This window comes from Paraburkholderia fungorum, assembly GCF_003610895.1.
GTDB classification, from domain to species: domain Bacteria; phylum Pseudomonadota; class Gammaproteobacteria; order Burkholderiales; family Burkholderiaceae; genus Paraburkholderia; species Paraburkholderia fungorum_B.
The window spans coordinates 274,614-299,797 of the sequence record NZ_MCAS01000045.1; the positions used below are offsets into that span (position 1 = coordinate 274,614).

Here is a 25,184-nt window from a genome sequence, read left to right on the forward strand (position 1 = left end):
GATGACACGCTTTGCCCACATCCTGCGCCGCCTGCTGCGCTCGTTGAATCCCCGGCCGGCTGCTCGGCGTGTTGGCCACTGGCTTGCGTCTCTCGCACTGCCGTTGCTGGCCTCGTGCGCGATCATCCATCACGACAGTCCGCCCGCCGCGATGATTGCGCCGCAACAGATCCGCCTTGCCGACGACATCCATCTCGCGAACGAAGCCTGGCCGTCCGCGCGCTGGTGGGAGCAGTATCGCGATGCGCAACTCAATACGCTCATCAGTCTCGCGCTTGCCCATGCGCCGACGCTCGCGATCGCACGCGAGCACGTCGCCCAGGCTCATGCGCAGGTCGAACTGATCCGCGCGGGGGCGGGTTTGCAGATGTCCGCGCTTGCCAGTGCGGATCGCGAGCGAGTTTCGGGGCACGGTTTTCTCAGCGCGTATTCGTCGCACGATCCGGCGATCGGCGCGTATGGGCCGTGGTACTGGAGCGGGCTCGTGGGGGTCGCCGCGCACTACGACATCGATGTCTGGGGCAAGCAGCGCGACCTCGTGCGCGCGGCGCTCGGCGAGCAGAATGCGCGGCGTGCGGAGGCGGCGCAGGCCGAGCTTGAATTGTCGGCAGGCGTCGCACAGCTTTACTACAGTATCCAGATTACCTACGCGAGTCTCGATCTGCTGCGGCAACTTCGCGAAGTGCGTGCTTTCGAACTCGACACGCGATCGGCGCGGCACGAGCGTGGCCTCGAAGCGCTGACGCAAAGCGCCGAAGCGCGCTCGCAGGTACTCGCGATCGACCAGCAGATCGCGTCGAGCGAGGAGCAGATCGTGCACGCGCGCGAGGCGCTGCGTGCGCTGGCGGGCGTCGGCCCCGACGATCTGCCTGCGATCATGCCGGTGCCATTGCCTGCGCCGGCAGTTTCGCTGCCCGCAACGCTGTCGTATGAACTGCTCGCGCGGCGCCCCGATCTGCAGGCAATGCGCTGGCTGGTGGAGGCGTCGTTCGACCGGATCGATGCGGCGAAAGCGGCGTTCTATCCGAGCTTCGACATCACCGCGTTCTTCGGATTCAACGCACTGCGAATGCGCGACCTGTTCTTGCACTCGAGTCAGCAGATCAACCTCATTCCCGGCCTCACGCTGCCGATTTTCGACGGCGGCCGCCTGAACGCGAACCTGCACGGCGCGCGCACGGCCAGCAACACGCTGATCGAACAGTACGACCAGGCGGTGCTCGACGCGGTGCGCGACGTCGCGCAGAACGGCAGCGAGATCGGCGACCTCGACCACCGCGTGCATCTGCAGCGCGAGCGCATCGACGCGTTGCGCTTCGCGAGCGACAGCGCCGAGGCGAGCTATCAGACCGGCCTCGGCGACAGGACGAGCGCGATGCAGGCGAAGGCACCCGTCATCGCCGGGAATCTGGAGCTCGTGCAACTGACCGGCGACGAGATCGAGGCGGGCATCGTGCTGACCCGCGCGCTCGGTGGCGGTTATCGCAGCGACGACCTGCCGGGAGACCCGGCCGGCACGAAAGCGCACTAGAGAGGCCGGACGTGAGGAATGACATTGATCTGATCGAGCTCACCGCCGAAATCGTGGCGAGCTTCGTGTCGTGCAATCCGTTGCCGCCGGCCGATCTGCCGGGGTTCATCTCGAGCACCTACGCAGCGCTCGCCGCATTGCGCACGGCCTCGGCACCGGCCGCGCAGCAACGGGCCGCGGTGCCGATCGAGGAATCGGTGCATGACGACTACCTCGTGTGTCTCGAAGACGGCCGCAAGCTGAAGTCGCTCAAGTACCACCTGCAGCACTGCTTTGCGATGACCCCCGCCGAATACCGCGCGAAGTGGGGCTTGCCCGCCGACTACCCGATGGTCGCACCGGCTTATTCCGCGCTGCGCTCGTCGATTGCAAGGCTCCATCCCACGGGCGCAATCAAGCCGCGTCGCGGCGACCTGAGATGACCCGACGAACGAGGAACGAGGGACGCCGCATCCGTCGCACTCCCCCGAAGGGGGGATGTTGCGCCGCCGCCGGACTGCGCAAGATCAGGAACTGTCGAGACCCGGCGAGGACGCCGGCCGGCTTTCGTCGCGGGCGCATCGCCTGCATCGACAGGAGAGGCGTACATGATCACGAGGACATCGAATGTGGCGCGCGGCAGCAAGGCGGGTTGTGCCACCGGCAGCGGGGCCGCCGCCCATCCGGTCGTGCTGGTCGAGGAAGACTGGCGTTGCCCGCCGCCATCCGTGGCCGGCAGCGTCGCCGGCGAACGGATCGCTGTGGCGCGCTGGGCCCAGGAGCCCGGCGACGGACGGGAGGTGTCGAGCCGCCGCGACGACCGGTTCTGCATTGTCGGCATCAGTCTGACGCCCGCCACAGTGCGCCTCCAGCACGGCAGCAACGTGATCTGGGACGGCCCCGTGATGCCGGGCTCGATCCAGATCACGGCGCCTGGCGAAAGCGTCAGTGCGTCGTATTCGACGTCGTGCCGCGTCATGCATCTGTTCATCGAGCCGGATCTGCTGTCGAGGCGCTACGAGGAGGCCGAGGGTGCGCTGCGGGAGCCGCTCGGGGCCATCGCGAACCCGCGCGTCTTCCGCGACGTCGCGGTCGAGCGGCTCGCAACCGCGCTCGAGGAGGTCAATCCGGTTGCCGACGCCTCAGGCAGGCTGTTCGCGGACAGCGTGTGCGACGCGATTGTCGCGCGCCTGCTCACGCGCGCGGCCGAGCGCGCACCGCGTACCGAGCGGCAAGCGGCGCCGCTGCCGGCGTGGCGTCTGCGGCGCGCGCTCGATTTCATCGAAACGAATCTCGCGCAGCCGATCGGACTTGCCGATGTTGCCGCCAGCACGGGCTTGACCCGCATGCATTTCGCCGCGCAATTCCGTTCGACGACCGGCTATTCGCCGCACGCGTACCTGCTGCGGCGCAGGATCGAACACGCCCAGGTGCTGCTGCGTTCGTCGACGCTCAGCGTGCTCGACGTCGCGCTCAGTTGTGGCTTTGGCTCGCACGCGCATTTCACGACCGTCTTTGGGCGGATGGTCGGCGAGTCGCCTAACAGCTGGCGCACCCGCATGCTGCAGGGTAAGTGAGTCGTCCTTTCGATTGAGCGCGCGCGACATGTCCTCATTACCGCTGTTTGGCGGTCTCCCGCTCGCCGGAGTAAACTCGCCGGGGTTGCTCCGTGACACCGCATCGATGCATGCGTGTGAATAAGAGGAGTGGGGAAGGTAGTTCGAGTGGCGTCGGGGAAATCGGGAATGCGTCTGTCCAAGCTTGATCTGAATCTCTTCGTGGTCTTCGAAGCCGTCTACAGAACGCGAAATCTGACGCGCGCAGCGGAGCTGCTGTTCATCACTCAGCCTGCTGTCAGCAATGCGCTGGCGCGGATGCGCAAGGCATTCGACGATCAGCTTTTTGTCAGCACGTCGGCCGGCATGATACCGACGCCTGTTTCGGAAAACATGATCGGCCAGGTTCGTGAGGCGCTGCAACTGCTTGACTCGAGCACTCACGCCGGAGAGCGCTTCGATCCCGCGTCGTCTGAACGAACCTTCCGCCTCAGCATGACCGACCTCACGGAGGCACTCCTGCTGCCCGCGCTGGAGGAGGTGCTGCAGCAACTGGCGCCCGGCATCCGTATCGAAAGCTACTTCACGACGCGCAGAGAGGTTCCGGAAGCGCTAGCTAGCGGGGCGGTCAATCTGGCGATCGACGCGCCGCTGATCGACGATCCTTACCTCGAGCAGGAGCCCTTGGGCCGCGACCGTTATGCCTGCATGCTGCGCCACGATCATCCGTTCAAACGCAGGAAGCTGACGATCGACGACTACCTCAAGTTCGGTCATATACACGTATCGAGCCGCCCGCAGGGGTCGGGCCTCGTCGACGCGGAACTGAACAGGCTGGGCCTCAGGCGATCGATTCAGACGCGGGTTCAACACTATCTGGTCGCCCCCTTGATCGCGATGCGGACCGATCTGGTGCTGACGGCTCCGCTCGTGCTTCTTCAGCGATATGACGCGCGCATCCTCACGTTGCCGTTCGATCTTCCGGATCTTCAGTCGCATTGCTACTGGCATCGGAGCGTGACCGGGGACCCGGCTCATCGCTGGCTGCGCGAGCAGATTGCCCGCCTCATGCGCGAAATGAACCAGTAATCGGCGACGATGGGGCGCACGGGCCGCCATGCCAGGTGTCACGAAAACTTATTGCGATCTATCACAATAATCAATTTCCTGAATACTTCGGCGCTCGGTATTCTGCTAGCCATGTTGAAGCGAGGCTGGCATGGCAGAACTCTATCTTGTACGGCATGGCCAGGCGTCTTTCGGCGCCGAAAACTATGACGAGCTATCTCCCTGCGGTCGTACCCAATCGCTTTGGCTCGGCGAGTACTTCGCGCAGGCGAATCTGCGATTCGATCGCATTGTCATGGGCACGATGCAGCGGCATCGGCAAACCGCCGACGGAATTCTGGCTGCGCTGGGTGACCCGCAAGTCGAGATCGCGCAAAACGCGGGTCTGAACGAATACGACTTCCAGGCCCTGTTCGCCGCCCTCGGCTACGAGCGCTTGCCCGCGGGTTTGTCTGCGGATATGTCGGCCACGAGTTCAAAGAAAGACTTCTACAAAGGGCTCAGACACGTGCTGCAGCTTTGGGCCGACGATCGTCTGCCGGGCCGTGTGCCGGAGACATGGCGCCAATTCCAGGAGCGTGTCCAACGTGCGCGTACCGACATCCAGCGGGCTGGCGGTGGGCGCGTTCTGGTGGTGAGTTCGGGTGGCCCGATCGCGGTGATCGCCCAGCAGGTTCTGCAGGCGCCCGCGGCCACGGCGATTGCATTGAACCTGCAGATCCGCAACAGCAGCGTTTGCCAATACGTCTTTAACCACGACGCGATGTCGCTGGTCAGCTTCAATTCAGTGCCTCACCTCGAACATGCCGGGAGGCGTGAATTTGTCACCTACGGCTGATCTTCAACGGTATTCCCTCTACAGATGAACCACCCCCACGCTCACTCTCAATTCGACATCGAAGGCCTCTCAGGCTATCTGACGGCGCACGTACCCGGCTTTCAAGGACCGTTGTCCGTCGAAAAATTTCCCGACGGACAGTCCAATCCGACGTTTCTTCTGCATGCGCAAAGCGGTCGCTACGTGCTGAGGCGTCAACCTCCCGGCGTGCTGCTCAAGTCCGCCCATGCCGTTGATCGTGAGTTTCGCGTGCTGTCGGCGCTGGGACGAACCCCGGTCCCTGTCGCGCGTGCATGGCATCTTTGCGAGGACCGTGACGTCATCGGCAGCCTGTTTTACGTAATGAGCTACGAAGACGGGCGAATCTTCTGGAATCCGGCGCTGCCGGAAGTACCCGTCGCGGAACGTGGCGCGATCTACGACGCCCTGATCCGCACGATGGCGGCGCTTCACGACGTGGATATCGACGAAGCCGGCTTGTCGGACTACGGCCGCCCGGGCAACTATTTCGCACGTCAAATCGACATCTGGACCAAACAATATCGGGCCGCGCAGACCGATGTGCTGGAAGCGATGGAGTCGCTGATCGAATGGCTGCCTGCTCACTGCCCGGTGGAAACCGGCAAGCCTTCGCTCGTGCACGGCGACTTTCGTATCGATAACCTCATTTTCCAGCGTGAGGCGCCGCAAGTTCGCGCGATTCTCGATTGGGAACTCTCCACGCTCGGTGATCCGCTCGCCGACATCGCGTACTTCTGCATGTGTTTGCGGCTGCCGCCAGGCAGCCATATCGCGGGACTCGCAGGCATGGATCGAGCGGCATTGGGCGTGCCCGACGAGGCGTCGATTGTCGAGCGGTATTGCGGGCTGCGGGGCATTGCCGCGATCGAGAACTGGAACTTCTATCTCGCGTTCTGCTTTTTCCGGCTCGCCGCTATCGCACAGGGCGTGAAGAAGCGGGCCTTGGGCGGTAACGCCTCGAATGAAAAGGCGCGCCAGGTGGGCGATATGACTGGGGCGCTTGCCAGAATGGGCACCGACCTGATCTGAAGATACAGACGTAAAACCGGAACACAGACATAGGAATACTGATTGTGACGACCAATTTGTTTGATCTGAAAGAGAAGATTGCACTGGTAACGGGGGCGAGCCGCGGCATTGGTGAAGAGATTGCCAAACTGCTCGCCGAACAGGGGGCGCATGTGATCGTGTCGAGCCGCAAGCAGGACGATTGCGAATCGGTGGCACGCGAGATCAGGGAAGCCGGCGGGAGTGCCGAAGCACACCCGTGCCATGTCGGGCGTATCGAGGACATTCTCGCGATCTTCCAGCACATTCGCGCACGGCATGGCCGTCTGGACATTCTCGTCAACAACGCGGCGACCAACCCGTACTTTGGCCACATTCTCGACACCGATCTGACGTCCTTCGAGAAGACGGTGGAAGTCAACCTGCGCGGTTACTTCTTCATGTCCGTGGAGGCGGGCAAGCTGATGCGGGAGCACGGTGGCGGTGCGATCGTCAACACGGCTTCGGTCAATGCCTTGCAGCCTGGCGACAAGCAGGGCATCTACTCGATCACCAAAGCCGCCATTGTCAACATGACACGGGCATTCGCGAAGGAGTGCGGGCCATTGGGGATTCGGGTGAATGCGCTGCTCCCCGGATTGACCAAAACCCGCTTTGCGGGGGCGCTTTTCGCCGATCAGGCTACGTACGAAACATGGCTGTCGCAGATTCCGCTGCGGCGCCACGCGGAGCCTCGCGAGATGGCGGGTACCGTGCTTTATCTGGTGTCCGACGCGGCCAGCTATACCAATGGAGAGTGTGTCGTCGTCGACGGTGGACTGACCATCTAGTCAAAGGGCCGACGCCTGGTACAGATCAAGGCGTCGGCGGCATCAATCACGATTGTGGAGGAGTAGAAATGGATTTTGCCTACAGCCCGAAGGTCGAAGCGTTGCGCACCCAGGTGCGTGCCTTCATGGATGCTCACATCGTTCCGCGTATCCGGCAATGGCACGACGAAGTGAGCGCAGGTCAATATCCGGTCTCCTTTATGGAGGCGCTGAAAGAGCAGGCGCGTGAAGAAGGTCTGTGGAACCTGTTCTTGCCGCATCTGCGTGACGATGAACCCGGTACCCGCCTGACGAATCTCGAGTACGCGCCTCTTGCTGAAATCATGGGGCGTGTGCCATGGGCGTCCGAAGTGTTCAACTGCAATGCGCCCGACACGGGCAATATGGAACTGCTCCATATGTTTGCCACGCCCGCTCAGCGGCAGCAGTGGCTCAAGCCCCTTCTCGACGGCAAGATCCGCTCCGCGTTTGCAATGACGGAGCCGGCCGTGGCCTCGTCAGACGCGACCAATATCACGACGTCGATTCGAGCTGACGGGGACGACTATGTCATCGACGGCCGCAAGTGGTTCATCACGAATGCGGCTCACCCGAATTGCCAACTCTTCATCGTGATGGGCAAAACTGATCCGGACGCGCCGAGTCATAGTCAGCAGAGCATGATCCTCGTGCCTCGCGATACACCTGGCGTCAAAGTGGTTCGCAATATCACGGTGGTCAATCACGTAGCACCGGAAGGACACTGCGAGATCGAGTTCAAAGGCGTGCGCGTACCCCGTTCGAATCTGCTGGGCGAAGAGGGCAGTGGCTTCGCGCTCGCGCAGGCGCGTCTCGGCCCGGGACGGATTCACCACTGCATGCGATCGATCGGCGCGGCGGAACTGGCGCTCGAGCTGATGGTGGAGCGGGCCCAGGCGCGCGTGGCATTCGGCAAGACGCTGTTCGAGCATGGCACGGTTGCTGAATGGATCGCGAAATCACGCATCGAAATCGATCAGGCAAGGCTCTTCGTTCTCAAGGCCGCATGGATGATCGACAACGTGGGTGCGAAGGAGGCGCGCAAGGAAATCTCGATGATCAAGGCGCTCGTGCCGGGTGTTCACACCGCCGTGTGCGAGCGGGCGATGCAGGTGTTCGGCGCGATGGGTCTGAGCCCCGACACGCCATTGGCCGAAAGCTGGACGTGGGGCCGCGCGTTGCGCTTCGCGGATGGCCCGGACGAGGTTCATCTGCAGAGCATTGCGCGCATGGAACTCAAGGCGCAGCGCTATGAACCGGGTAAGGGAAATCCCTATCTGACGACGCCGATGTAACGCCTGGCCTCAGTTTCAAAGTCGGTTTCAAAGCTCAGTTTCAAAGCTTTCAATTCCCCTCTCCAAGGACCGCGTTTGCTCCGGCAACGCGCGTCCACCTGATCTCTCCCCCCTTTGTGTCCGCGGCGCTCCCCCATTCAGGGGGTATTTCGCGCGCTCCGACACTTGCATGATTATCCCAACGCGTTTATCGCAGCAGGCCAGCAAGAACAACTCGATCAGCATTCGCCTGCCAGCTATCTATGCAACTCACGCTTGCAATCCAATTTGGGACTGAAGGAGATACAGATGCAGGACGAAGTCACGACGCCAGGATCCGACGCCTACGCCTATCCGTTGCTGATCAAGCAATTGTTGCTCACACCGTTCGTTCAGGCGCAGGACGAGGAGATCGTCTACCGGGATCAGTTCCGGATGACCTATGCGACGTTGCGCGAACGTATCGCGCGCCTCGCCAACGGTTTGAACCAGCTTGGCGTGCGCCACGGCAGCACCGTCGGGGTAATGGATTGGGACAGCCACCGCTATCTCGAGTGCTATTTCGCGGTGCCGATGATGGGTGCTGTGTTGCAGACCGTGAACGTGCGTCTGTCCCCGGCCGAGATCGCCTACACGATCAATCACGCAGGCGCTGAAGTCCTGCTGGTTCACACGGATTTTCTGCCGGTGATCGAAGCGATCAGGGACAAACTGGAAACCGTGCGCACCTTCATCTGGATCGATGAACCGGGCAGTGAAGTTTCCTCACACAGCATTCCCTTCGCGACGGAATACGAGGCGATGCTGACGGCAAACAGCACGAGCTACGTGTTTCCCGACTTCGACGAGAACACACGTGCAACGACTTTCTACACGACGGGCACGACGGGTCTTCCCAAAGGCGTCTACTTCACGCACCGGCAACTGGTTCTGCACACCATCACCCTGATGGCGGCACTGGCGAGCCCCGTCTCGGGACAGCGTTTCCATCGTGGCGACGTGTATATGCCGCTCACCCCGATGTTTCACGTCCACGCGTGGGGCATGCCGTATATCGCCACGGTTCTGGGTGTGAAGCAGGTTTATCCCGGCCGCTATTTGCCGGACCGGCTCGCGCGGCTCGTGCGCGAAGAAGGCGTCACGTTCTCGCATTGCGTCGGCACGATCCTGCACATGCTGCTCTCGTGTGAGGAAGGCAAGGCGACGGACATGAGCAAGTGGAAGATCATCATCGGCGGCGGCGCGCTGCCGCAAGGTCTCGCCAAGGCAGCGCTTGAGCGCGGCATCGACGTGTTCGTCGGTTACGGCATGTCGGAAACCTGCCCGGTGCTCAGTCTCGCGCAACTGCCGCCCGGTGCCGAAAAACTCGACGCCGACGCGCAACTCAGCCTGCGCTGCAAGACGGGCCGGCCCGTTCCGCTGGTCGATCTGCGGGTCGTCGACGACAACATGGCAGAGCTTGCCCACGACGGCAAAGCCACAGGCGAGATCGTCGCGCGGGCGCCGTGGCTCACGCAGGGCTATCTGAACAATCCCGAAGCTTCCCGGCAACTGTGGGCCGGCGGTTATCTCCACACGCAGGATATTGCCAGTATCGATCCCACGGGCAACGTGCAGATCACCGACCGTCTCAAGGACGTGATCAAGTCCGGCGGCGAGTGGGTTTCATCGCTCGAAGTGGAAAACCTGATCTCGCGATACGAGGGCGTGTCCGAAGTGGCGGTCATCGGCATCAAGGACGAGAAGTGGGGCGAGCGGCCGGTCGCGCTGGTCGTGCTCAAGGATGGGGTGGCGGTTACGGAGGACGACATCAAGCAGCACGTCCTGTCGTTTAGCACATCCGGAAAGATCTCGAAGTATGCGGTGCCGCAGACGGTGAAGTTCGTCGATGCGATTGCCAAGACGAGTGTCGGCAAGACCAACAAGAAGTGGTTGCGCGAGCAGTTCGCCTGATTGGCCAGCTAATTTCCGGGAGTGGAAGCGATGAGTATGAGCAAAGACAACGTGGCGAATTACAGCGTCGCCACCATTGGCGAGTTCGTCGGGCGCGAACTGGGCGTGTCGGACTGGGTGCTGGTCGATCAAGCGCGTATCAATGCGTTCGCCGAGTGTACAGGCGACAAACAATGGATTCACGTCGACGAGGAACGGGCGAGGCGCGAGAGTCCGTTCGGCGGCACGATCGCACACGGTTATTTGACCCTGTCGTTGTTAGGAGGCCTCGCTATCGAGATCGGCATCGTTCCCAGGGACGCGTCGGCCGGCCTCAACTACGGTCTGGACAAGGTGCGTTTCATGACGCCCGTTAAGGCCGGCGCGCGAGTGCGTAGCCGCATGACGCTCGTGTCGGCTGAGAGCAAGGGTGGCGGCCGGATCCTGATCAAGGTCATGAACGAGCTGCAGATCGATGGCGAGGACAAGCCGGCGTTGATTGCAGAAACCCTCGCGATGCTGGTCGCGTAATCCACAACGTCTGGCGAAGCGGAAGATATTCCCGAAGGAGCAGCAAAATGGCGGTGACCACTGAAAGCCCACAACAAAGCCCGCAGCAGAACTCGCAACCCGGTGACAAGGCTGACGATCTCGCGGCGTCGGCGGCAGAAGGCATGCTGGGTCCGAATCCCTTTGTCGGACTGCGGCCGTGCGACATTCTCGCCACCGCGCAGCAGATCGGCGCTCAGGCATGGCGGCAACCGGGTCTCGTCATGGAGCAGGAAGTGGCTTTTGCTCGCGAGCTTCTGGGGCTTTTCTCGGGTAGCGCGGAAGCAACCCCGCCTAAAGGCGACAAACGCTTCGCCGATGCGGCATGGCAGAACAATTCGCTGTATCGCATGACGCTGCAAGGCTATCTCGCGTGGCGCAATGCGCTGGCGGGTTTCGTCGATCGCTCCGCTCTGGATCCGGTGAACAAGGAGCGCGCGCGGTTCGTGATGTCGCTCCTGACCGACGCGGCCTCGCCGACGAACACGCTGCTGGGTAATCCCGCCGCGCTCAAGAAAGTGATCGATACGGGTGGCGCGAGCCTGCTCGACGGCTGCAACAACATCGTGACGGACCTGCTCAAGAATCACGGCATGCCGGCGCAGGTCAACAAGACGGCTTTCGAGCTCGGCAAGAACCTCGGTACGTCCGCAGGCGCGGTTGTGTTTCGCAATGAAGTACTGGAACTGATCCAGTATGCACCGACGACGCAGCAGGTCTATAGCCGGCCGCAACTGATCGTGCCGCCGCAGATCAACAAGTTCTATATCTTCGATCTGTCCGAGGGCAAGAGCATCGTCGACTATCTGGTCAGTAACGAGCTCCAGGTTTTTGTCGTCAGCTGGCGCAATCCGACCGCCGCGCAAAGCCACTGGGATCTGGACACGTATGTCCGCGCACTCGTGGAAGCCATTGCGGCGGTGCGCGAGATCACCGGCTGCGACGACGTCAACCTGCATGGCGCGTGCTCCGGTGCGATGACCATCTCGGCCCTGCTTGGACATCTTGCGAGCCGCGGCGATACGACGGTCAATGCCACTACGTTGATGGTCGCCGTACTCGACAATATTACCGACTCGCAACTCGGTCTCTTTGCAACGCCCGAGGCGATTGCGGCGGCCAAGCAGCACAGCATTTCACGCGGCGTGCTGGCCGGCGAGGAAATGGGGCGAGTCTTCGCCTGGATGAGACCCAACGATCTGGTGTGGAACTACTGGGTCAACAATTACCTGCTCGGCAATGCGCCGCCTGCCTTCGACGTCCTTTACTGGAACAACGACACGACCCGGCTTCCGGCGAAGCTGCATGGGCAGTTGCTCGACATTTTCACGCAGAACCTGTTCAGCAAGCCTGGCGCGCTGACGGTGCTGGGCACGCCGATCGACCTGTCCCAGGTCAAGTGCGACAAGTATGTGGTGGCGGGCATGACGGACCACATTACGCCGTGGAAGGGGGTGTACAACACCGCCACGACGTTCGGCGGCAGTACCCGCTTTGTTCTGAGTTCAAGCGGTCATATCCAGAGCTTGATCAATCCGCCGGGCAATCCGAAGGCGAAGTACTACCTCAACCCCGAGTTGCCGACGAATGCCGATGCATGGCTTGCCGGTGCAAAGGCAGAAACGGATTCGTGGTGGGGCAACTGGAGAGACTGGCTCGTCGCCCGATCCGGCGACAAGCGTGCAGCGCCGACGGCGCTCGGCAGTGAACGGCACCCGGTCGGTGCGAAAGCACCCGGGGCCTATGTTTCGGAAGCCTAAGCGGCATGGTTGCCGAATAGCGATACCGATTTTTTGAAGTTACCTTAACGGAGTCATCATGGCAGCAACGCAACCCAGCAACATCTTTGGCGAATATACGAAGCTCATTACGCAGTTCAAACTGCCGGGCGTCGACGTAGCCGCCATCCTCGAATCGCGCCGCAAGGACATTGAAGCGCTCGCCGAGGCGAATATGACTGCGCTCGCCGGCGTGCAGCAACTCGGCCAGAAGCAGGTGGATATCGCGCGCTCGACGATCACAGAACTGCAATCGCTCGTGACGCGTTTGCGGACTCCCGGCGGCGAGTCCGCTGCGGCAACGGGTGAAGGGGTTCAAAAGGCATTGCAAAAGGCCTTCGTGGACATGCAGGAGCTCGCGGACGCGGCGTACCGGGCCCAAACCGACAGCATCGCTGTCGTCACAAAACGCTTTGCTGAGCACGTCGAAGAGCTGAAAGCCCTCGTGCAACCGAAGAAGTGACGAGCCGGTGCGAGCCGCGGCTATAACAAAACGAAGCAAAACGAAACGAAGCGCAGCGTCCAACTTGGGGCCGACAGAATGACCGACGTACAAACAGGCGTGGAGTCTATTGACGCGATGCAAACTCAGACGATCGATCTGGACGGCCAGGTGCTGCGCGTCGCAGTGCGGCGCGGTAGCGGCGCTTCGCCGCCGTTGCTCATGTTCAATGGTATCGGAGCGAATCTCGAGCTGGTTGAGCCGTTCGTGGCGGCGCTGGACGACGTGACCGTCATCATCTTCGACGTCCCAGGCGTTGGCGGCTCGCCCGCGCCCCTGATCCCGTATCGGTTTTCCACGCTCGCCGTCCTGGCCGACAAACTGCTGACGCGGCTCGGCTACGCTGAGCCGGTCGACGTGCTCGGGGTATCGTGGGGTGGGGCGCTGGCCCAGCAGTTCGCGCACCTTTACCCGCGGCGCTGCCGCAGGTTGATTCTCGCGGCCACGTCGCCGGGGGTGATCATGGTGCCCGCGCGGCTGTCGGTACTTTCGAAACTGATCGGGCCGCGACGCTATACCGATCCGGCTTACCTGCGGCAAATCGGAGCGGAGATTTACGGCGGTGCGTACCGGCGCGACCCCGCGTTGCTCGAAGAACACAGCCGGCATATCGAAGCGCCGCGCGGCCGCGGCTATCTGTATCAGTTGCTCGCTGCGTCGGGTTGGACCAGCCTGCCCTGGCTAGGCGGTCTTCGGCAAACGACGCTCGTCATGCATGGCAACGACGACCCTATCGTGCCGCTCACGAACGCAAAGATTCTCGCGGCCAGGATTCGACATGCGAGCCTGCATGTCATCGATGACGGCCATCTGTTCCTGATCACCCGGGCAAAAGAAGTCGCGCCGGTGGTGAAGCGGTTTCTGCGGCAGGAGGCGCGTTGAGTTCCGCGATGCAAAGGCAGGGAAATTTTCAGCGCAATGAGCGCGACGCAAGCTCAGACAGGAAGCTCGCCCGATTGAAGCGCATGCGCACGGCGGCGACCTGTTTGCTGGCGGTGATGATCGGGCTGCTGGTCATCTGTGTCGCCTGGCAGGCACGGCACCCGTGGCTCGCGTGGCCACGGGCTTTTGCCGAGGCGGGAACGGTCGGCGCGATTGCGGACTGGTATGCCGTCGTTGCGTTGTTCCGCTACCCGTGCGGGATCCCGATTCCGCACACGGCCATCATTGCGAAGAATCAGCAGCGCATCGCCGAGAGTCTGGGCAGCTTTGTCGAAGAAAATTTCCTGACCGCCGAAGTCATCGTCGGGCGACTGGGCGATTTCAACGCGGCGCAAGCGCTGGCAGGATGGCTCGCGGTACCTGAAAACAGCACGGTGATCGCGGGTGCGGTGGCCGACTCGCTTCCCCGCTTGCTCGATGACATCGACGAGACTGACGTCGAGCATCTCTTCGACCGACTGGTGATTCCGCGTTTGCGCACGCTCGACGTATCGCGCGCCGCGGGCCAGATCCTGGCTATCCTTACGGAAGGCAATCGTCATCAGCCTTTGCTGGATCGCGGACTGAGCGCCGTGCAAACGTGGTTGAACGCCAACGTAAATCTGATCAAGGCGAAGTTCAGCGAGGCGTCGAAATTCACGCTGGCATCGCTGGACGCCTACATCGTCAACAAATTTGTCGAAGGCATCATTGCGCTCATCGAGGAAGTGGCGGCGAATCCCGGGCATGAACTCCGGCATCGGTTCGACGCGGCGGTACACGATATGTCCGGAAAACTGCGGACCTCGGCGGTTTATCGCCGCTTTGGCCGGCTGCTGCTGCGCGACTGCATCCGCCATCTTGAAGCGGGGCGCTATTACGGTGTCGTGCTCGATCATGTGCGTGCGACCGTGCTTGCCGATCTCGGCAGCAAGAACCCGGTGGTGCGCGACATGCTCGCCGGAACACTCGTATCCATCGGCAAGGGCGTGGCGAGCGAGCCTTCCATTCAGCACAAGTTGAACGCGTGGTGGCTCGATCTTGCCGGCCTGCTCGTGCTGCGCCATCGCCATCAGTTGTCGGCGCTGATAACCGATGTGGTGAAAGGCTGGGACGCGAAAGAAGTCAGCCGCAAGCTCGAAGCCGAGATCGGTCGGGACCTGCAGTACATCCGCATCAACGGCACGTTTGTCGGTGGCACGGTGGGCGTGCTGATCCATGCGTGTGTGCTGCTTGTCTTGCGGTAGGCGTGGCATCACCCGCGTATCAGGTGCTGCTAGCCGTGTTTGACGAGACCGAGTGCCTGCGCGCGTGCGACCGCTTGAGCGCGTTTGTCGACTTCGAGCTTCATGAAAATACTCTTCACGTGCGACTTCACGGTTTCAGGTGTGATCCCGAGCGTACGCGCAATTTCCTTGTTCGACTGTCCCTGTGCGATCAGCTCGACGATACCGCGCTCTCGCGAGCTGAGGCGCTCGCGCTCGCTTTCTCGCGGCGCCTGGCTGTTGGGTTCGTGCAGTGCTCGCCAGCTATCCAGCAGACGGTCTAGCCAGACCACGATTTCCTGCGCTTTGGCCTCTTTGGTGGTTGCGGCGCGGGTGCTTTCGCGGGCGAGCTTCAATAGCGGACCGATCTCCGGTCCTTGATCCACAATGGACTGGCAAATCCCGGCAGGCGCTGCAACTGTCGCAACCTGATGGAATATCTCGAGCGCCCGGTCGCGCTCGCCCGCGTTCAGCCACGCCAGCGCGAGGAGGGTGCGCAGCCGCAGGGCGAGATACGCTCCGTGCAGATGTTCGAGACGCGCCAGCGCCCCGTTCAATATCGTGACCGCTTCCTGTGTCTGCCGCTGTCGTATCGCAAGGCTTGCAGCGCCGAGGTCGCGGTAGTTCTCAATCTCCGGCGAGACCGGAACGGACGACCCGGCGTTGGCGGCAGCCAACTGACGCAGTTGCGCCACGCACGCGCTTGCTTCGGCAAACCGGCCTTCTGCGAGATGGAGCCGGATTCTTTCCGAGAGCCCGGCGGCGACCAGCCGGTTCCATCGACGTGACTGACCCAATTCCTGTGCGGTATCGAGCAACGCATGCGCGCGCGTAAAATTGCCGCGCGCCACGGCGATTCTAAGGAGTACACGATAGGCGATCAGCACGCTGTCGAGGAATACCGCCAGTTCAATAACCGGCATGAGCTCGACAATCAGTGCTTCGGCTTCGTCAAGCCTGCCTTGTTCATAGCGCAATTGCGCGAGCATTGGCGCGCACAAGGCCGCCGCTATCGACTGCGGACCCGAATGCTGTTCAGCAAGATCCATCGCTTCGTTGAAACGGCGCTCAGCGAGCGGACAGCGCAGTTGCTGCATTTCCACATGGCCGAGCAGACAAAGCCGGTAGACCGTGGAGAATACGCTGCGCTGGTCTTCCGCGATCGAATCGGGAATCCACGGTGTGGCATGCAGCGCATCAAGATCGCCTGCTTTCCAGTGGCAGAAACGGGCGACATTCGAGACCACGTTGGTGGTCCACGAATCGCGCGACGGCCGCTCCAGATACGCTTGCGTGAGCGCGAGCGCCCGTTGCGGGTCGTCCTGCAAGGCCGCGAGTGTCGAACGGAGCGCGACGCACTCCGAGCGGACGTGGTCTGCGTCGATCTGCTTGTGAGCGGCATCGTGTTCGATCGAATCCAGCATCGCGACTGCGTCGTCGAAGCGCAGAGCGAGTACCGTGCCCCACGCGATCGCAAGAGTGACCGTGATCTGCGCGCGCATCAGGTCAGCCGGAAATTGACGTTGCCAGCCGACCAGCGTGAGCAGATCGCCGCCTTTGAGGAGGGACATGGCGCAGTGTTCCATGAGGCGAATCGCATCCCCGGTCGCGCCGGCCGCAATGGCGTGCCTGACTGCGTCGGTCCACTGATGATGCGCCGCATACCATTGCCACGCGCGGCGATGCAGTCCGTCGATCTCTTCGTGATGCACGGCCTCCAGCCGGCGCTGCAGATACTCGGCCATGAGCGGGTGATAGCGGAACCAGTGTCCTTCGAGGTCCAGCGGCTCCAGCAGCAACTGGCGCGCAACGATGGCGTCCAGCATGGCCTGGCTCGGCGCGAGGCCGGTGAGCGCCTCGCACAGCGGAGCGCTCAGCCGATCGAGTATCGCCGTACGCAGCATGAATTCGAGCATGCCAACTGGTAAGGACTGCAGGATGTCTTCGAGGTAGTCGGCGAGCGGCCTTGACGCGCCGCTCGGCGCGCTGGTCCGCCAGCCGCGGGGGCGATCTTTACGGGCCAGCACTGAGGAGGAGATGCGCAGCGCCGCCGCCCAGCCTTCGGTCGTGGCGAAGAGCGACTTGACGTCGGTGCTGCCGAGCTTGCCGGGGCATTCGTGCTCGACGAAACGGCGCGTCTCGTCGAAGTTGAATCTCAAGGTCGACGCGTCGATTTCCAGCAGCTCGTTGTGAGCTCGCAGCTTGGCCGTCGGAAACGGCGGATCCGTGCGCGTGCAAAGCACGACGTGGACCTGCGAAGGCGCATTGGCGATGAACAGCGACATCGCTTCGTGAATCGGTGCCTCGGTGATCAGGTGGTAGTCGTCGATGAAAAGGTAGACCTCGTCGTCGACGTCGACAAGCTCGTTAATCAGCGTGGCCGCGAGCGAACTCACCGGCACGAACGACGCTTCGGCGGTCAAGCCGATCACCGCGGCGCCGACGTTGCCGCAGGCTTGCCGCAGCGCGTGGGCGAGATGATTGAAGAAGCGGCCGGGCTCGTCATCGTCGGCGTCGAGCGATAGCCAGGCCACCCGCGCACTGGTCGTGCCGAGCAACTTCAGCCAGGTGAGCGCGAGCGAGGTCTTGCCGAACCCGGCCGGCGCCTTGATCACCGTCAGGCGCTTCGTTTCCGTCTGCCCGGCAAGCGAGGCAAGGCGTGGGCGATCGATCAGACCGGCGGGCAGGCGTGGCGGAAAAACCTTCGTTGCGAGGACGAGCGGTGACCTGTTGAGGGGCGGCGCGTTTGCGGTCTTCGTCGCTGCTATCACGTGCATCAGCTGCTCCAGGCGTTCGGGTTGACCCTGGCTGCCATCCCCCATCCATCCAGGCGTGCTCCCCTTTATGGGGGATTTTGTGCAGTGCTGCGCTCAGACACTATGGATTCCAGCGACGAGACGCGCAGTTCGACACCTGGATAACGGTGCAGCAGGCCAGTCATGGGTGATTGCCCTCGGCGGGCTTTGCCTGAACCGGTGGTTTGCTCAGGAAATGATACGCCGAACCACCCGGTGGAGGAGACATGTCTGGCGCATCGAATCGTATTGCGGCGCACAAATCCGGACCGGCGGCGCGTATTTCCGACGAACAGAACGACACCTTGTGCGAACGGTTCACATGCCCGGCATGAGTGAGTCCCCGGCATCTTTTATCCCAACGGAGTAGGCAATGAAAATACTGGTTCCTGTCAAACGTGTCGTCGACGCGAATGTAAGAGTTCGCGTGAAAGCCGATGGCAGCGCCGTCGACATCGCGAACGTGAAACTGTCGATGAACCCCTTTGACGAAATCAGCGTGGAAAAGGCCGTGCTTTTGAAGGAAGCCGGTGTGGCCTCGGAGGTGGTGGTCGTGTCCTGCGGGGTGCAGGGCTGCCAGGAAACGCTGCGCACGGCGATGGCGACAGGCGCCGAGCGCGGCATCCTCGTCGAGACCGACTCGGAGTTGCAGCCGCTGGCCGTGGCGAAGCTGCTCAAGGCGCTGGTGGACAAGGAGCAGCCGCAACTCGTGATGCTCGGCAAACAGGCCATCGACGACGACGCGAACCAGGTCGGCCAGATGCTCGCGGCGCTGCTCGGCTGGCCGCAGGCGACCTTCGCATCGAAGGTGAGCATTGCAGCAGGTAAGGCGAGCGTGACGCGCGAGATCGACGGCGGGCTCGAAACGATCGAGGTCGATCTGCCGGCCGTCGTGACCACCGATCTGCGGCTCAACACGCCGCGCTATGCCACGCTGCCCAACATCATGAAAGCCAAGAAGAAGCCGCTCGATGTGACGACGCCGGCTGCCCTCGGCGTCGACATCGCGCCGCGGCTGACGACGTTGAAGCTGGCCGAGCCGGTGAAACGCGAGGCGGGTGTGCGCGTCGCCGACGCCGCGGATCTCGTGGCGAAGCTGAAAAACGTCGCGCACGTCATCTGACCGGAAGAGGAAAACATGTCCCTACTCGTTATTGCAGAACACGACAATCAGACGCTGAAGGCTGCGACGCTGAACACCGTGACCGCCGCCGCGCAGCTTGGCGAAGACATTGATGTTCTCGTCGCCGGATCGCAATGCGCGCGCGTGGCCGAACAGGCCGCCCGCATCGCCGGGGTGAAGCGCGTGCGGGTCGCCGAGGCGCCGCACTATGCGCATCCGCTGGCGGAGAACCTGGCCGCATTGATCACGACGATCGCGGCCGATTACAGCCACGTGCTGGCGCCCGCCACCACAACCGCGAAGAACGCCATGCCGCGCGTGGCCGCGCTGCTCGACGTCGCGCAGATTTCCGACGTCGTCGCGCTCGAGTCCGCCGATGTGTTCGTGCACCCCATTTACGCGGGCAACGTGCTGGCGACGGTGCGAAGCGCGGACCGCATCAAGGTCGTCACCGTGCGCACGACGGCCTTTGCGGCGGCGCCCGCCGAAGGCGGCGCGGCAGCGATCGAAGCACTCGCGCCGGCCGGCGAAGCGCCGGGCTCACGTTTCGTGAGCCAGCAGTTGACCCGCTCCGAGCGTCCCGAACTGACGTCGGCGCAGCGGGTGATCTCGGGCGGCCGGGGCATGGGCTCCGGCGAAAACTTCGCCTTGCTGGAAGACATCGCCAACAAGCTGGGCGCGGCGGTCGGCGCGTCACGCGCCGCCGTGGATGCCGGCTTCGTGCCGAACGACTATCAGGTGGGCCAGACCGGCAAGGTCATCGCGCCGCAACTCTATATCGCGGTCGGCATCTCCGGCGCGATCCAGCATCTGGCCGGCATGAAGGATTCGAAGGTGATCGTCGCGATCAACAAGGACGAGGAAGCACCGATCTTTCAGGTCGCCGATTACTGGATTGTCGGCGACCTCTTCAAGGTATTGCCAGACCTTTCCACTGAGTTGGACACGCTTCAACAAGACTGATTCCGGAGACCATGATGAGCACCTATATTGCACCGCTGCGCGACATGCGCTTCGTAATGACGGAACTGGCCGGTCTGGGCGAGCTGTCTTCGCTGCCGGGCTTCGAGGAAGTCACGCCCGAACTCGCCGAGGCTGTACTCGACGAGGCGGCGAAGCTTGCGACCGAAGTGCTGGCGCCGCTCAACAAATCCGGCGACGAGCAGGGCGCGCGTCTGACGAAAGATGGCGTCGCGGCCGCGGACGGTTTTGCGGCAGCCTACCGCCAGTTCGCCGAAGGCGGCTGGAGCGGCCTTGCAGGCGATCCGGATTTCGGCGGGCAGGGGCTGCCCGAGTTGCTGCATGCCGCGACCGTCGAGATGTGGAATTCGTCCAACATGGCGTTCGCACTGTGTCCTCTGCTGACGGCGGGCGCTACGGAGGCGTTGAGGCAGCACGGCTCGGAGGCACTCAAGGGACAGTATTTGCCGAAACTCGTCAATGGCGAGTGGACGGGCACCATGAATCTGACCGAGCCCCAAGCGGGCTCGGACCTCGCCGCTGTGCGCACGAAGGCGGTGCCCGAAGGCGACCACTATCGCCTGTACGGTCAAAAGATTTTTATTACGTGGGGCGATCACGACATGACGGGCAACGTCATTCATCTCGTCCTCGCACGCACGCCGGACGCACCCGAGGGTGTGCGCGGCATATCGCTCTTTGTCGTGCCCAAGTTCCTGCTGAATGCCGATGGCTCGCCGGGGCAACGTAACGACGTGCACTGTGTGTCGCTCGAACACAAGCTCGGCATTCACGCGAGTCCAACCTGCGTGATGAGCTTTGGCGATCAGGGCGGGGCGATCGGTTATCTGGTGGGACAGGAGAACAAAGGTCTCGCGCATATGTTCACGATGATGAACGAAGCGCGCCAGAAGGTCGGTATCCAGGGGCTCGCAATCGCGGAACGCGCTTATCAGCAAGCCCGCGAATACGCGAAGGAGCGCGTGCAGGGCAAGCTCGCGGGTGGCAAGCCGGGTGGCGCCGTGGCCATCATCCATCATCCGGATGTGCAGCGCATGTTGCTGACGATGAAGTCGCAGATCGAAGCGATGCGTGCTTTCGCGTATGTGATGGCCGCTGACATGGACCGCGCGCACCGTGCCGCGGACGCTGGCGAACGTGCAAGCCGGCAGGCGCGGGTCGACCTTCTGATTCCCGTGTTGAAGGCGTGGTGCACGGAATTGGGTGTCGAGATCGCATCGACGGGCGTGCAGGTGCATGGCGGAATGGGTTACATCGAAGAGACGGGCGCATGCCAGTTCCTGCGCGATGCGCGAATCGCGCCGATCTACGAAGGCACGACGGGCATCCAGGCCGCCGACCTTGCGGGCCGCAAGCTCGCGTCGGATCAGGGCGCGGCGATGGCCGCGCTGGTTGAGGAGATCCGTGAGGCGGCGCTGCAACTCGAGCGCAGCACGGATACGCAGGTCGCATCCGTCGGCACGGCGCTGGCGGCCGGCGTGGAGGCGCTCGAGGATGCCACCGCCTGGATGCTGCAAGCATTGACGGCTCAGCCTGACGCGGCGCTGGCCAGTTCCGTCGACTATCTGATGCTGACCGGCTACGTGTGCGGCGGGTGGCAGATGGCGCGCGCAGCGCTTGCTGCGTCAGGAAAGATCGCGGCGAATGAGGACCCGGACTTCCATCGCGCCAAGCTCGCCACTGCGCGTTTCTACGTCGACAAGATCTTGCCCAAAGCGAATGCGCTTCTGGAGACGATCCGCAGCGGCGCATCGAGCGCGTCGAGCCTGCCAATCGAACAATTCTAGGTAACGACTCGGAAAAAATGATTCGACACAAGATTGTTGATATGTAATCCGAAATAAAATGGAGGAGATGTAATGAAAAAATTACTATGTGCTGCATTAGTACTCGGCGCGATATGTTCCAGTGCCATGGGGCAGAGCGCCGGCAGTCTCATCACCAGTGTGGGCGGGGCGTGGCTCGACTTTGGGCCGTCTTCCGCCACCTCGTTGCAGAGCAGTTCGGCCTTGGGCACATTCACGTCGGCGGGAACGGGTGGTCAGATACACAACACGTTCACGCTGGAGCTCTCGACCACCTACTTCATTACGGATCATATTGCGTTTGATCTCGCGGCAGGCATACCGCCCAAGCTCAAGCTTTATGCGCAGGGCAACGCCACGCCGTTCGGCGCTGGAGGACCCTCGCTCGCACTGGGGAATCTGCAGCCGCTCGCCACCACCCGCTCGTGGGCACCGATTCTGTTCCTGAAGTATTACTTCTTCGACGCGCAGACGAAGCTGCGTCCGTTTATCGGTGTCGGCGCGAACTATACCTGGTACTCGCATACCGATCTGAATTCCACGTTCAACGGCGCGTTGCAGCAGATCGCGGGGCCGGGCGGGCGGGTCACGGCATCGCTTAGTCCGTCATGGAACCCCGCGTTCGACGTGGGCGCTTCGTACAACATCAGCAAGAACTGGTACGCGACGGCGTCGGTGACGTATCTGTTTCTGAAGACAAACGCGACGGTCAATTCCGTGGCCGCCAACGGTCAGACGGTGCTGTCCAACAAGACGCGCATCACGGCGGATCCGGTGATTGTCTTTCTCGGACTGGGATACCGGTTCTAGCGAGCGGATGCGCGAGAAGCGGCCTTCGGAACGTTCCCGCTTCGGGACTGGTTGCGCGGTTTGCTGGAAATACTGTATAAATGTACAGTATCGCGCGCGCTCTGGCGATCAGCGAGTACGCGCGCTTTCCACGCTCATTTCCACAGTCGACTTGTTCCCGCTGTTCAGCGGCGTCGGCATGCGCGCACTATTGAACGGAGACCCATCCCTATGCCGGCTTTTCCCCGTCAGGAGCGACATGCCTGAACAACTCTGGTTGCCTGGGCTCGAGGCGCCGCCAACGCCGACAGACGGGCTCTTTTTCGCGGTCTTTCCCGATACCAGCACCGCGGCCGGTATTGCGAAGCTCGCGCAGCAGTTGTGCCGGGAAACGCGCTCGAAGAGCAGGCCGCTCGCCGCCGGCCGCTTGCACGTTACGTTGCACCATCTCGGGAATTTTGCCGGCGGTTTGCCGCAAGAGCGTGTCGATGCGGCGATGCGCGCGGCTGCGTCGATCCGGATGAACCCCTTTACGGTCGAGTTCGACAAGATGACGAGCTTCGCCGTGAAGCCGCGGCCAGGGCCGATGGTATTGGCTGGCGACGAAGGCGTCGTTGGAATTCATGCGCTTCACGACGCGCTTGGACTGGTCTTGCAGGACGCGGGCTTTGGGGATCGCGCGCTTAAGCCTGGCACGTCGTACACGCCGCACGTTACCCTCGTTTATGGCATGCCTCCATTGCCACCGCGTCCCATCGAGTCGGTCTGCTGGAACGTGCGCGAGTTTGCGTTGGTGCACAGTTTGCTCGGGCGTACCCGGCATGTCGTGCTGGCCCGATGGCCCCTGATTGGCATGGGGGAGTAGCACCCCGGCACCAGGTTCGAGCCGCGATGCTGTCAATGCGTCCAGGCGCTGGCGCCTAGAACCGCACGCCGGTCGCGCAACCGCCGGCAAAGCCGCCGCCGCTTCCGCCTCCAGCGCCGCAGAATACGCCGCAGCCTGATAGAGCGACCGACATCGCCACGATCGCCGCGGTTACACGCAGACGAGCGTTGAAAACACGCAGCCCGCCGTGGGCAGGGCCTGCAGCGCGTCTGGGACGGTTGCTCGCGGCACAAGGGGGACCTGAGTTGTCAAGGCGGTGGTCGGTCATTCCTGATTGCATGGCGTAATTAAGCACGATAAGTGGGCACGATAGGCGATGTGTGACGCAACGAGTCGCGCTGTTCGTCGAAAGGATTTTGTCAGACTCCGCTAGCGGAAAGAGGAGTGGCGAGCGGCGCGGCGGCAAACCTCCCAGCCTAATTCACGTCATGCGTCCCTCAAATACGCAAAATCTGAAAACCAGGAGGATTCGTCGGTCAGACTGCCGGAAGGGTCGCGCGCTCCCTGATAGAATGCCTAGGCCGCAACGTAGTGGACTGCAGATGAAATTGCTTGATGCGTTAGTCGAACAGCGTATTGCCGCCGCAGCCGCGCGCGGCGAATTCGACGATTTGCCGGGCGCCGGCGCGCCGCTGCCCCTGGAGGACGATGTACTGGTCCCGGAGGAAGTGCGTGTTGCCAACCGGATTTTGAAAAATGCGGGTTTCGTGCCGCCGGCTGTCGAGCAGTTGCGCGCCTTGCGCGACCTGCAAGCGGAGCTGAATGCGGTGAGCGACCCGGCCACCCGCTGCCGTCTTCAGGCGCGCATGCTGGCACTGGATATGGCGCTTGAATCGCTGCGCGGCGGCCCGCTGGTCTTGCCGCGCGAATACTGCCGCCGCATTGCCGAGCGGCTTTCGGAACGTGCCGGCAACCTCAATATGGCCGATGCGGGTTCGCGGTGAGCGAGCCGCTTGTCCGCTCCACCGCGCCAGGTTCGGAGTCCATCGAGTACCCTGAATCAGCAGAGGCGGCTGTATTGCCGGCTCCTCAGGCCGGATCTGCCCCAGACGTGCCAATCCCCACGGCGAGCAACCCAGCGCCAACGGTTGCCGCCGCTACTCCGATCGACTCCCTTAACTCAGACGAATTGCCCGCGCCGCCTGTCTCCGAGCGCGATCGCCGCTTCATGGCGCTCGCCCAGGCCGCCGCCGAAGAGGCGCGCGCCGCTGGCGAAGTGCCGGTAGGCGCGGTGCTCGTGCGGGGCGACGAAGTCATTGCCACAGGGTTTAACCATCCGATCGGTGCTCACGACCCCTCGGCGCACGCGGAAATGGTCGCGTTGCGTGCCGCCGCGCAAGCTGTCGAAAACTACCGTTTGCCGGGCTGCGAGCTCTTTGTGACGCTGGAACCGTGCCTGATGTGCGCCGGTGCGATCATGCATGCGCGTATCGCACGCGTCGTGTTCGGTGCGCGCGATCCGAAAACCGGAGCGTGCGGCAGTGTCGTCGATGCATTCGCGAATCCGCAGTTGAATCACCACACCACGGTGACCGGCGGGGTACTCGAAACCGAATGTGGTGCCGCGCTCAAATCGTTTTTTGCCGAACGGCGGCGCGCAAGCCGTGAAGCACGCGCGGCGGCGCGGGGCGAAGCGCATGCGCCAGCAGGTGGTGAAGCGCAACCCGATGCGCAATTCGACCCAGGCTCCGCGACGCGCGGCGAACCGGGGTCGGCTGAGCCGCTCTAAAACAAC

General features: G+C 62.6%; 22 protein-coding genes. 21 read left to right on the forward strand and 1 reads right to left on the reverse strand.

The window, feature by feature from the left end:
* The first annotated feature begins 1 nt into the window (after position 1).
* From BCY88_RS32400 to BCY88_RS32470, 14 genes are all read left to right on the forward strand, one after another.
* The gene (locus BCY88_RS32400; protein WP_120348189.1) at positions 2-1,531 is read left to right on the forward strand and encodes an MdtP family multidrug efflux transporter outer membrane subunit; all 1,530 of its coding nucleotides are present in this window, start codon (positions 2-4) and stop codon (positions 1,529-1,531) included.
* Positions 1,532-1,542: 11 nt separating this feature from the next.
* Positions 1,543-1,953, forward strand: a complete 411-nt coding sequence (locus BCY88_RS32405; protein ID WP_120348190.1) for a Ros/MucR family transcriptional regulator — start codon at positions 1,543-1,545, stop codon at positions 1,951-1,953.
* A 165-nt stretch (positions 1,954-2,118) separates the two neighbouring features.
* Positions 2,119-3,087: a helix-turn-helix domain-containing protein gene (locus BCY88_RS32410; protein WP_120348191.1), complete on the forward strand. Its 969-nt coding sequence runs from the start codon at positions 2,119-2,121 to the stop codon at positions 3,085-3,087.
* A 168-nt stretch (positions 3,088-3,255) separates the two neighbouring features.
* A complete protein-coding gene (locus BCY88_RS32415) occupies positions 3,256-4,155 on the forward strand; it encodes a LysR family transcriptional regulator (protein WP_120348192.1) in 900 nt (299 codons plus the stop codon).
* A 130-nt stretch (positions 4,156-4,285) separates the two neighbouring features.
* On the forward strand, positions 4,286-4,972 hold the full coding sequence (locus tag BCY88_RS32420) for a histidine phosphatase family protein (protein WP_120348193.1): 687 nt from the start codon (positions 4,286-4,288) through the stop codon (positions 4,970-4,972).
* Between the two features lie 24 nt (positions 4,973-4,996).
* A complete protein-coding gene (locus BCY88_RS32425) occupies positions 4,997-6,022 on the forward strand; it encodes a phosphotransferase (RefSeq protein ID WP_120348194.1) in 1,026 nt (341 codons plus the stop codon).
* Positions 6,023-6,066: 44 nt separating this feature from the next.
* Positions 6,067-6,831 (forward strand): SDR family oxidoreductase, encoded by a 765-nt coding sequence (locus tag BCY88_RS32430; protein WP_120348195.1) that lies wholly within the window; start codon positions 6,067-6,069, stop codon positions 6,829-6,831.
* 68 nt (positions 6,832-6,899) lie between these two features.
* Positions 6,900-8,144 carry an acyl-CoA dehydrogenase family protein gene (locus tag BCY88_RS32435; RefSeq protein WP_120348196.1) on the forward strand — a complete coding sequence of 415 codons (1,245 nt, stop codon included), beginning with the start codon at positions 6,900-6,902 and terminating at the stop codon, positions 8,142-8,144.
* 288 nt (positions 8,145-8,432) lie between these two features.
* Complete coding sequence (locus BCY88_RS32445; RefSeq protein WP_120348198.1) at positions 8,433-10,076, forward strand: fatty acid--CoA ligase; 1,644 nt, start codon at positions 8,433-8,435, stop codon at positions 10,074-10,076.
* Between the two features lie 30 nt (positions 10,077-10,106).
* On the forward strand, positions 10,107-10,586 hold the full coding sequence (locus BCY88_RS32450; RefSeq protein WP_259461583.1) for a MaoC family dehydratase: 480 nt from the start codon (positions 10,107-10,109) through the stop codon (positions 10,584-10,586).
* Between the two features lie 47 nt (positions 10,587-10,633).
* Positions 10,634-12,364: an alpha/beta fold hydrolase gene (locus BCY88_RS32455; RefSeq protein WP_120348200.1), complete on the forward strand. Its 1,731-nt coding sequence runs from the start codon at positions 10,634-10,636 to the stop codon at positions 12,362-12,364.
* Positions 12,365-12,422: 58 nt separating this feature from the next.
* Positions 12,423-12,845, forward strand: coding sequence for a phasin family protein (locus tag BCY88_RS32460; RefSeq protein WP_120348201.1), 423 nt, complete (start codon positions 12,423-12,425; stop codon positions 12,843-12,845).
* Positions 12,846-12,962: 117 nt separating this feature from the next.
* Entirely contained in the window at positions 12,963-13,766 is an 804-nt protein-coding gene (phaZ, locus tag BCY88_RS32465) for a poly(3-hydroxyalkanoate) depolymerase (protein WP_259461584.1), read from the forward strand.
* An 8-nt stretch (positions 13,767-13,774) separates the two neighbouring features.
* Positions 13,775-15,052 carry a DUF445 domain-containing protein gene (locus tag BCY88_RS32470; protein ID WP_259461585.1) on the forward strand — a complete coding sequence of 426 codons (1,278 nt, stop codon included), beginning with the start codon at positions 13,775-13,777 and terminating at the stop codon, positions 15,050-15,052.
* 29 nt (positions 15,053-15,081) lie between these two features.
* Here BCY88_RS32470 and BCY88_RS32475 read toward each other — a convergent pair whose 3' ends face one another.
* Complete coding sequence (locus tag BCY88_RS32475) at positions 15,082-17,847, reverse strand: winged helix-turn-helix domain-containing protein (protein ID WP_120348203.1); 2,766 nt, start codon at positions 17,845-17,847, stop codon at positions 15,082-15,084.
* Between the two features lie 391 nt (positions 17,848-18,238).
* Between BCY88_RS32475 and BCY88_RS32480 the strand changes: the two genes are divergently transcribed.
* The 7 genes from BCY88_RS32480 to tadA all read left to right on the forward strand — a co-directional run bounded on the left by BCY88_RS32480 (position 18,239) and on the right by tadA (position 25,178).
* Positions 18,239-18,988, forward strand: a complete 750-nt coding sequence (locus tag BCY88_RS32480; protein WP_120348204.1) for an electron transfer flavoprotein subunit beta/FixA family protein — start codon at positions 18,239-18,241, stop codon at positions 18,986-18,988.
* Positions 18,989-19,003: 15 nt separating this feature from the next.
* Positions 19,004-19,951 carry an electron transfer flavoprotein subunit alpha/FixB family protein gene (locus BCY88_RS32485; RefSeq protein ID WP_120348205.1) on the forward strand — a complete coding sequence of 316 codons (948 nt, stop codon included), beginning with the start codon at positions 19,004-19,006 and terminating at the stop codon, positions 19,949-19,951.
* A 14-nt stretch (positions 19,952-19,965) separates the two neighbouring features.
* Positions 19,966-21,756 carry an acyl-CoA dehydrogenase C-terminal domain-containing protein gene (locus BCY88_RS32490; RefSeq protein ID WP_120348206.1) on the forward strand — a complete coding sequence of 597 codons (1,791 nt, stop codon included), beginning with the start codon at positions 19,966-19,968 and terminating at the stop codon, positions 21,754-21,756.
* A 72-nt stretch (positions 21,757-21,828) separates the two neighbouring features.
* Positions 21,829-22,584 carry an OmpW/AlkL family protein gene (locus BCY88_RS32495; RefSeq protein ID WP_120348207.1) on the forward strand — a complete coding sequence of 252 codons (756 nt, stop codon included), beginning with the start codon at positions 21,829-21,831 and terminating at the stop codon, positions 22,582-22,584.
* A 238-nt stretch (positions 22,585-22,822) separates the two neighbouring features.
* The gene (locus BCY88_RS32500) at positions 22,823-23,428 is read left to right on the forward strand and encodes a 2'-5' RNA ligase family protein (protein WP_120348208.1); all 606 of its coding nucleotides are present in this window, start codon (positions 22,823-22,825) and stop codon (positions 23,426-23,428) included.
* Between the two features lie 563 nt (positions 23,429-23,991).
* A complete protein-coding gene (locus BCY88_RS32505; RefSeq protein ID WP_120348209.1) occupies positions 23,992-24,393 on the forward strand; it encodes a DnaJ family domain-containing protein in 402 nt (133 codons plus the stop codon).
* Positions 24,390-25,178 carry a tRNA adenosine(34) deaminase TadA gene (gene tadA, locus BCY88_RS32510; RefSeq protein ID WP_259461586.1) on the forward strand — a complete coding sequence of 263 codons (789 nt, stop codon included), beginning with the start codon at positions 24,390-24,392 and terminating at the stop codon, positions 25,176-25,178. Before BCY88_RS32505 ends, tadA begins: the two co-directional genes overlap by 4 nt.
* Positions 25,179-25,184: the final 6 nt, after the last annotated feature.

Bases quoted from the DNA above. Each gene is read 5' to 3' on its own strand.
- BCY88_RS32400 (WP_120348189.1), top strand. From the start codon at position 2: ATGACACGCTTTGCCCACATCCTGCGCCGCCTGCTGCGCTCGTTGAAT.
- BCY88_RS32410 (WP_120348191.1), top strand. From the start codon at position 2,119: ATGATCACGAGGACATCGAATGTGGCGCGCGGCAGCAAGGCGGGTTGT.
- BCY88_RS32415 (WP_120348192.1), top strand. From the start codon at position 3,256: ATGCGTCTGTCCAAGCTTGATCTGAATCTCTTCGTGGTCTTCGAAGCC.
- BCY88_RS32420 (WP_120348193.1), top strand. From the start codon at position 4,286: ATGGCAGAACTCTATCTTGTACGGCATGGCCAGGCGTCTTTCGGCGCC.
- BCY88_RS32425 (WP_120348194.1), top strand. From the start codon at position 4,997: ATGAACCACCCCCACGCTCACTCTCAATTCGACATCGAAGGCCTCTCA.
- BCY88_RS32435 (WP_120348196.1), top strand. From the start codon at position 6,900: ATGGATTTTGCCTACAGCCCGAAGGTCGAAGCGTTGCGCACCCAGGTG.
- BCY88_RS32445 (WP_120348198.1), top strand. From the start codon at position 8,433: ATGCAGGACGAAGTCACGACGCCAGGATCCGACGCCTACGCCTATCCG.
- BCY88_RS32450 (WP_259461583.1), top strand. From the start codon at position 10,107: ATGAGTATGAGCAAAGACAACGTGGCGAATTACAGCGTCGCCACCATT.
- BCY88_RS32455 (WP_120348200.1), top strand. From the start codon at position 10,634: ATGGCGGTGACCACTGAAAGCCCACAACAAAGCCCGCAGCAGAACTCG.
- BCY88_RS32460 (WP_120348201.1), top strand. From the start codon at position 12,423: ATGGCAGCAACGCAACCCAGCAACATCTTTGGCGAATATACGAAGCTC.
- phaZ (WP_259461584.1), top strand. From the start codon at position 12,963: ATGCAAACTCAGACGATCGATCTGGACGGCCAGGTGCTGCGCGTCGCA.
- BCY88_RS32470 (WP_259461585.1), top strand. From the start codon at position 13,775: ATGCAAAGGCAGGGAAATTTTCAGCGCAATGAGCGCGACGCAAGCTCA.
- BCY88_RS32475 (WP_120348203.1), bottom strand. From the start codon at position 17,847: ATGCACGTGATAGCAGCGACGAAGACCGCAAACGCGCCGCCCCTCAAC.
- BCY88_RS32480 (WP_120348204.1), top strand. From the start codon at position 18,239: ATGAAAATACTGGTTCCTGTCAAACGTGTCGTCGACGCGAATGTAAGA.
- BCY88_RS32485 (WP_120348205.1), top strand. From the start codon at position 19,004: ATGTCCCTACTCGTTATTGCAGAACACGACAATCAGACGCTGAAGGCT.
- BCY88_RS32490 (WP_120348206.1), top strand. From the start codon at position 19,966: ATGAGCACCTATATTGCACCGCTGCGCGACATGCGCTTCGTAATGACG.
- BCY88_RS32495 (WP_120348207.1), top strand. From the start codon at position 21,829: ATGAAAAAATTACTATGTGCTGCATTAGTACTCGGCGCGATATGTTCC.
- BCY88_RS32500 (WP_120348208.1), top strand. From the start codon at position 22,823: ATGCCTGAACAACTCTGGTTGCCTGGGCTCGAGGCGCCGCCAACGCCG.
- BCY88_RS32505 (WP_120348209.1), top strand. From the start codon at position 23,992: ATGAAATTGCTTGATGCGTTAGTCGAACAGCGTATTGCCGCCGCAGCC.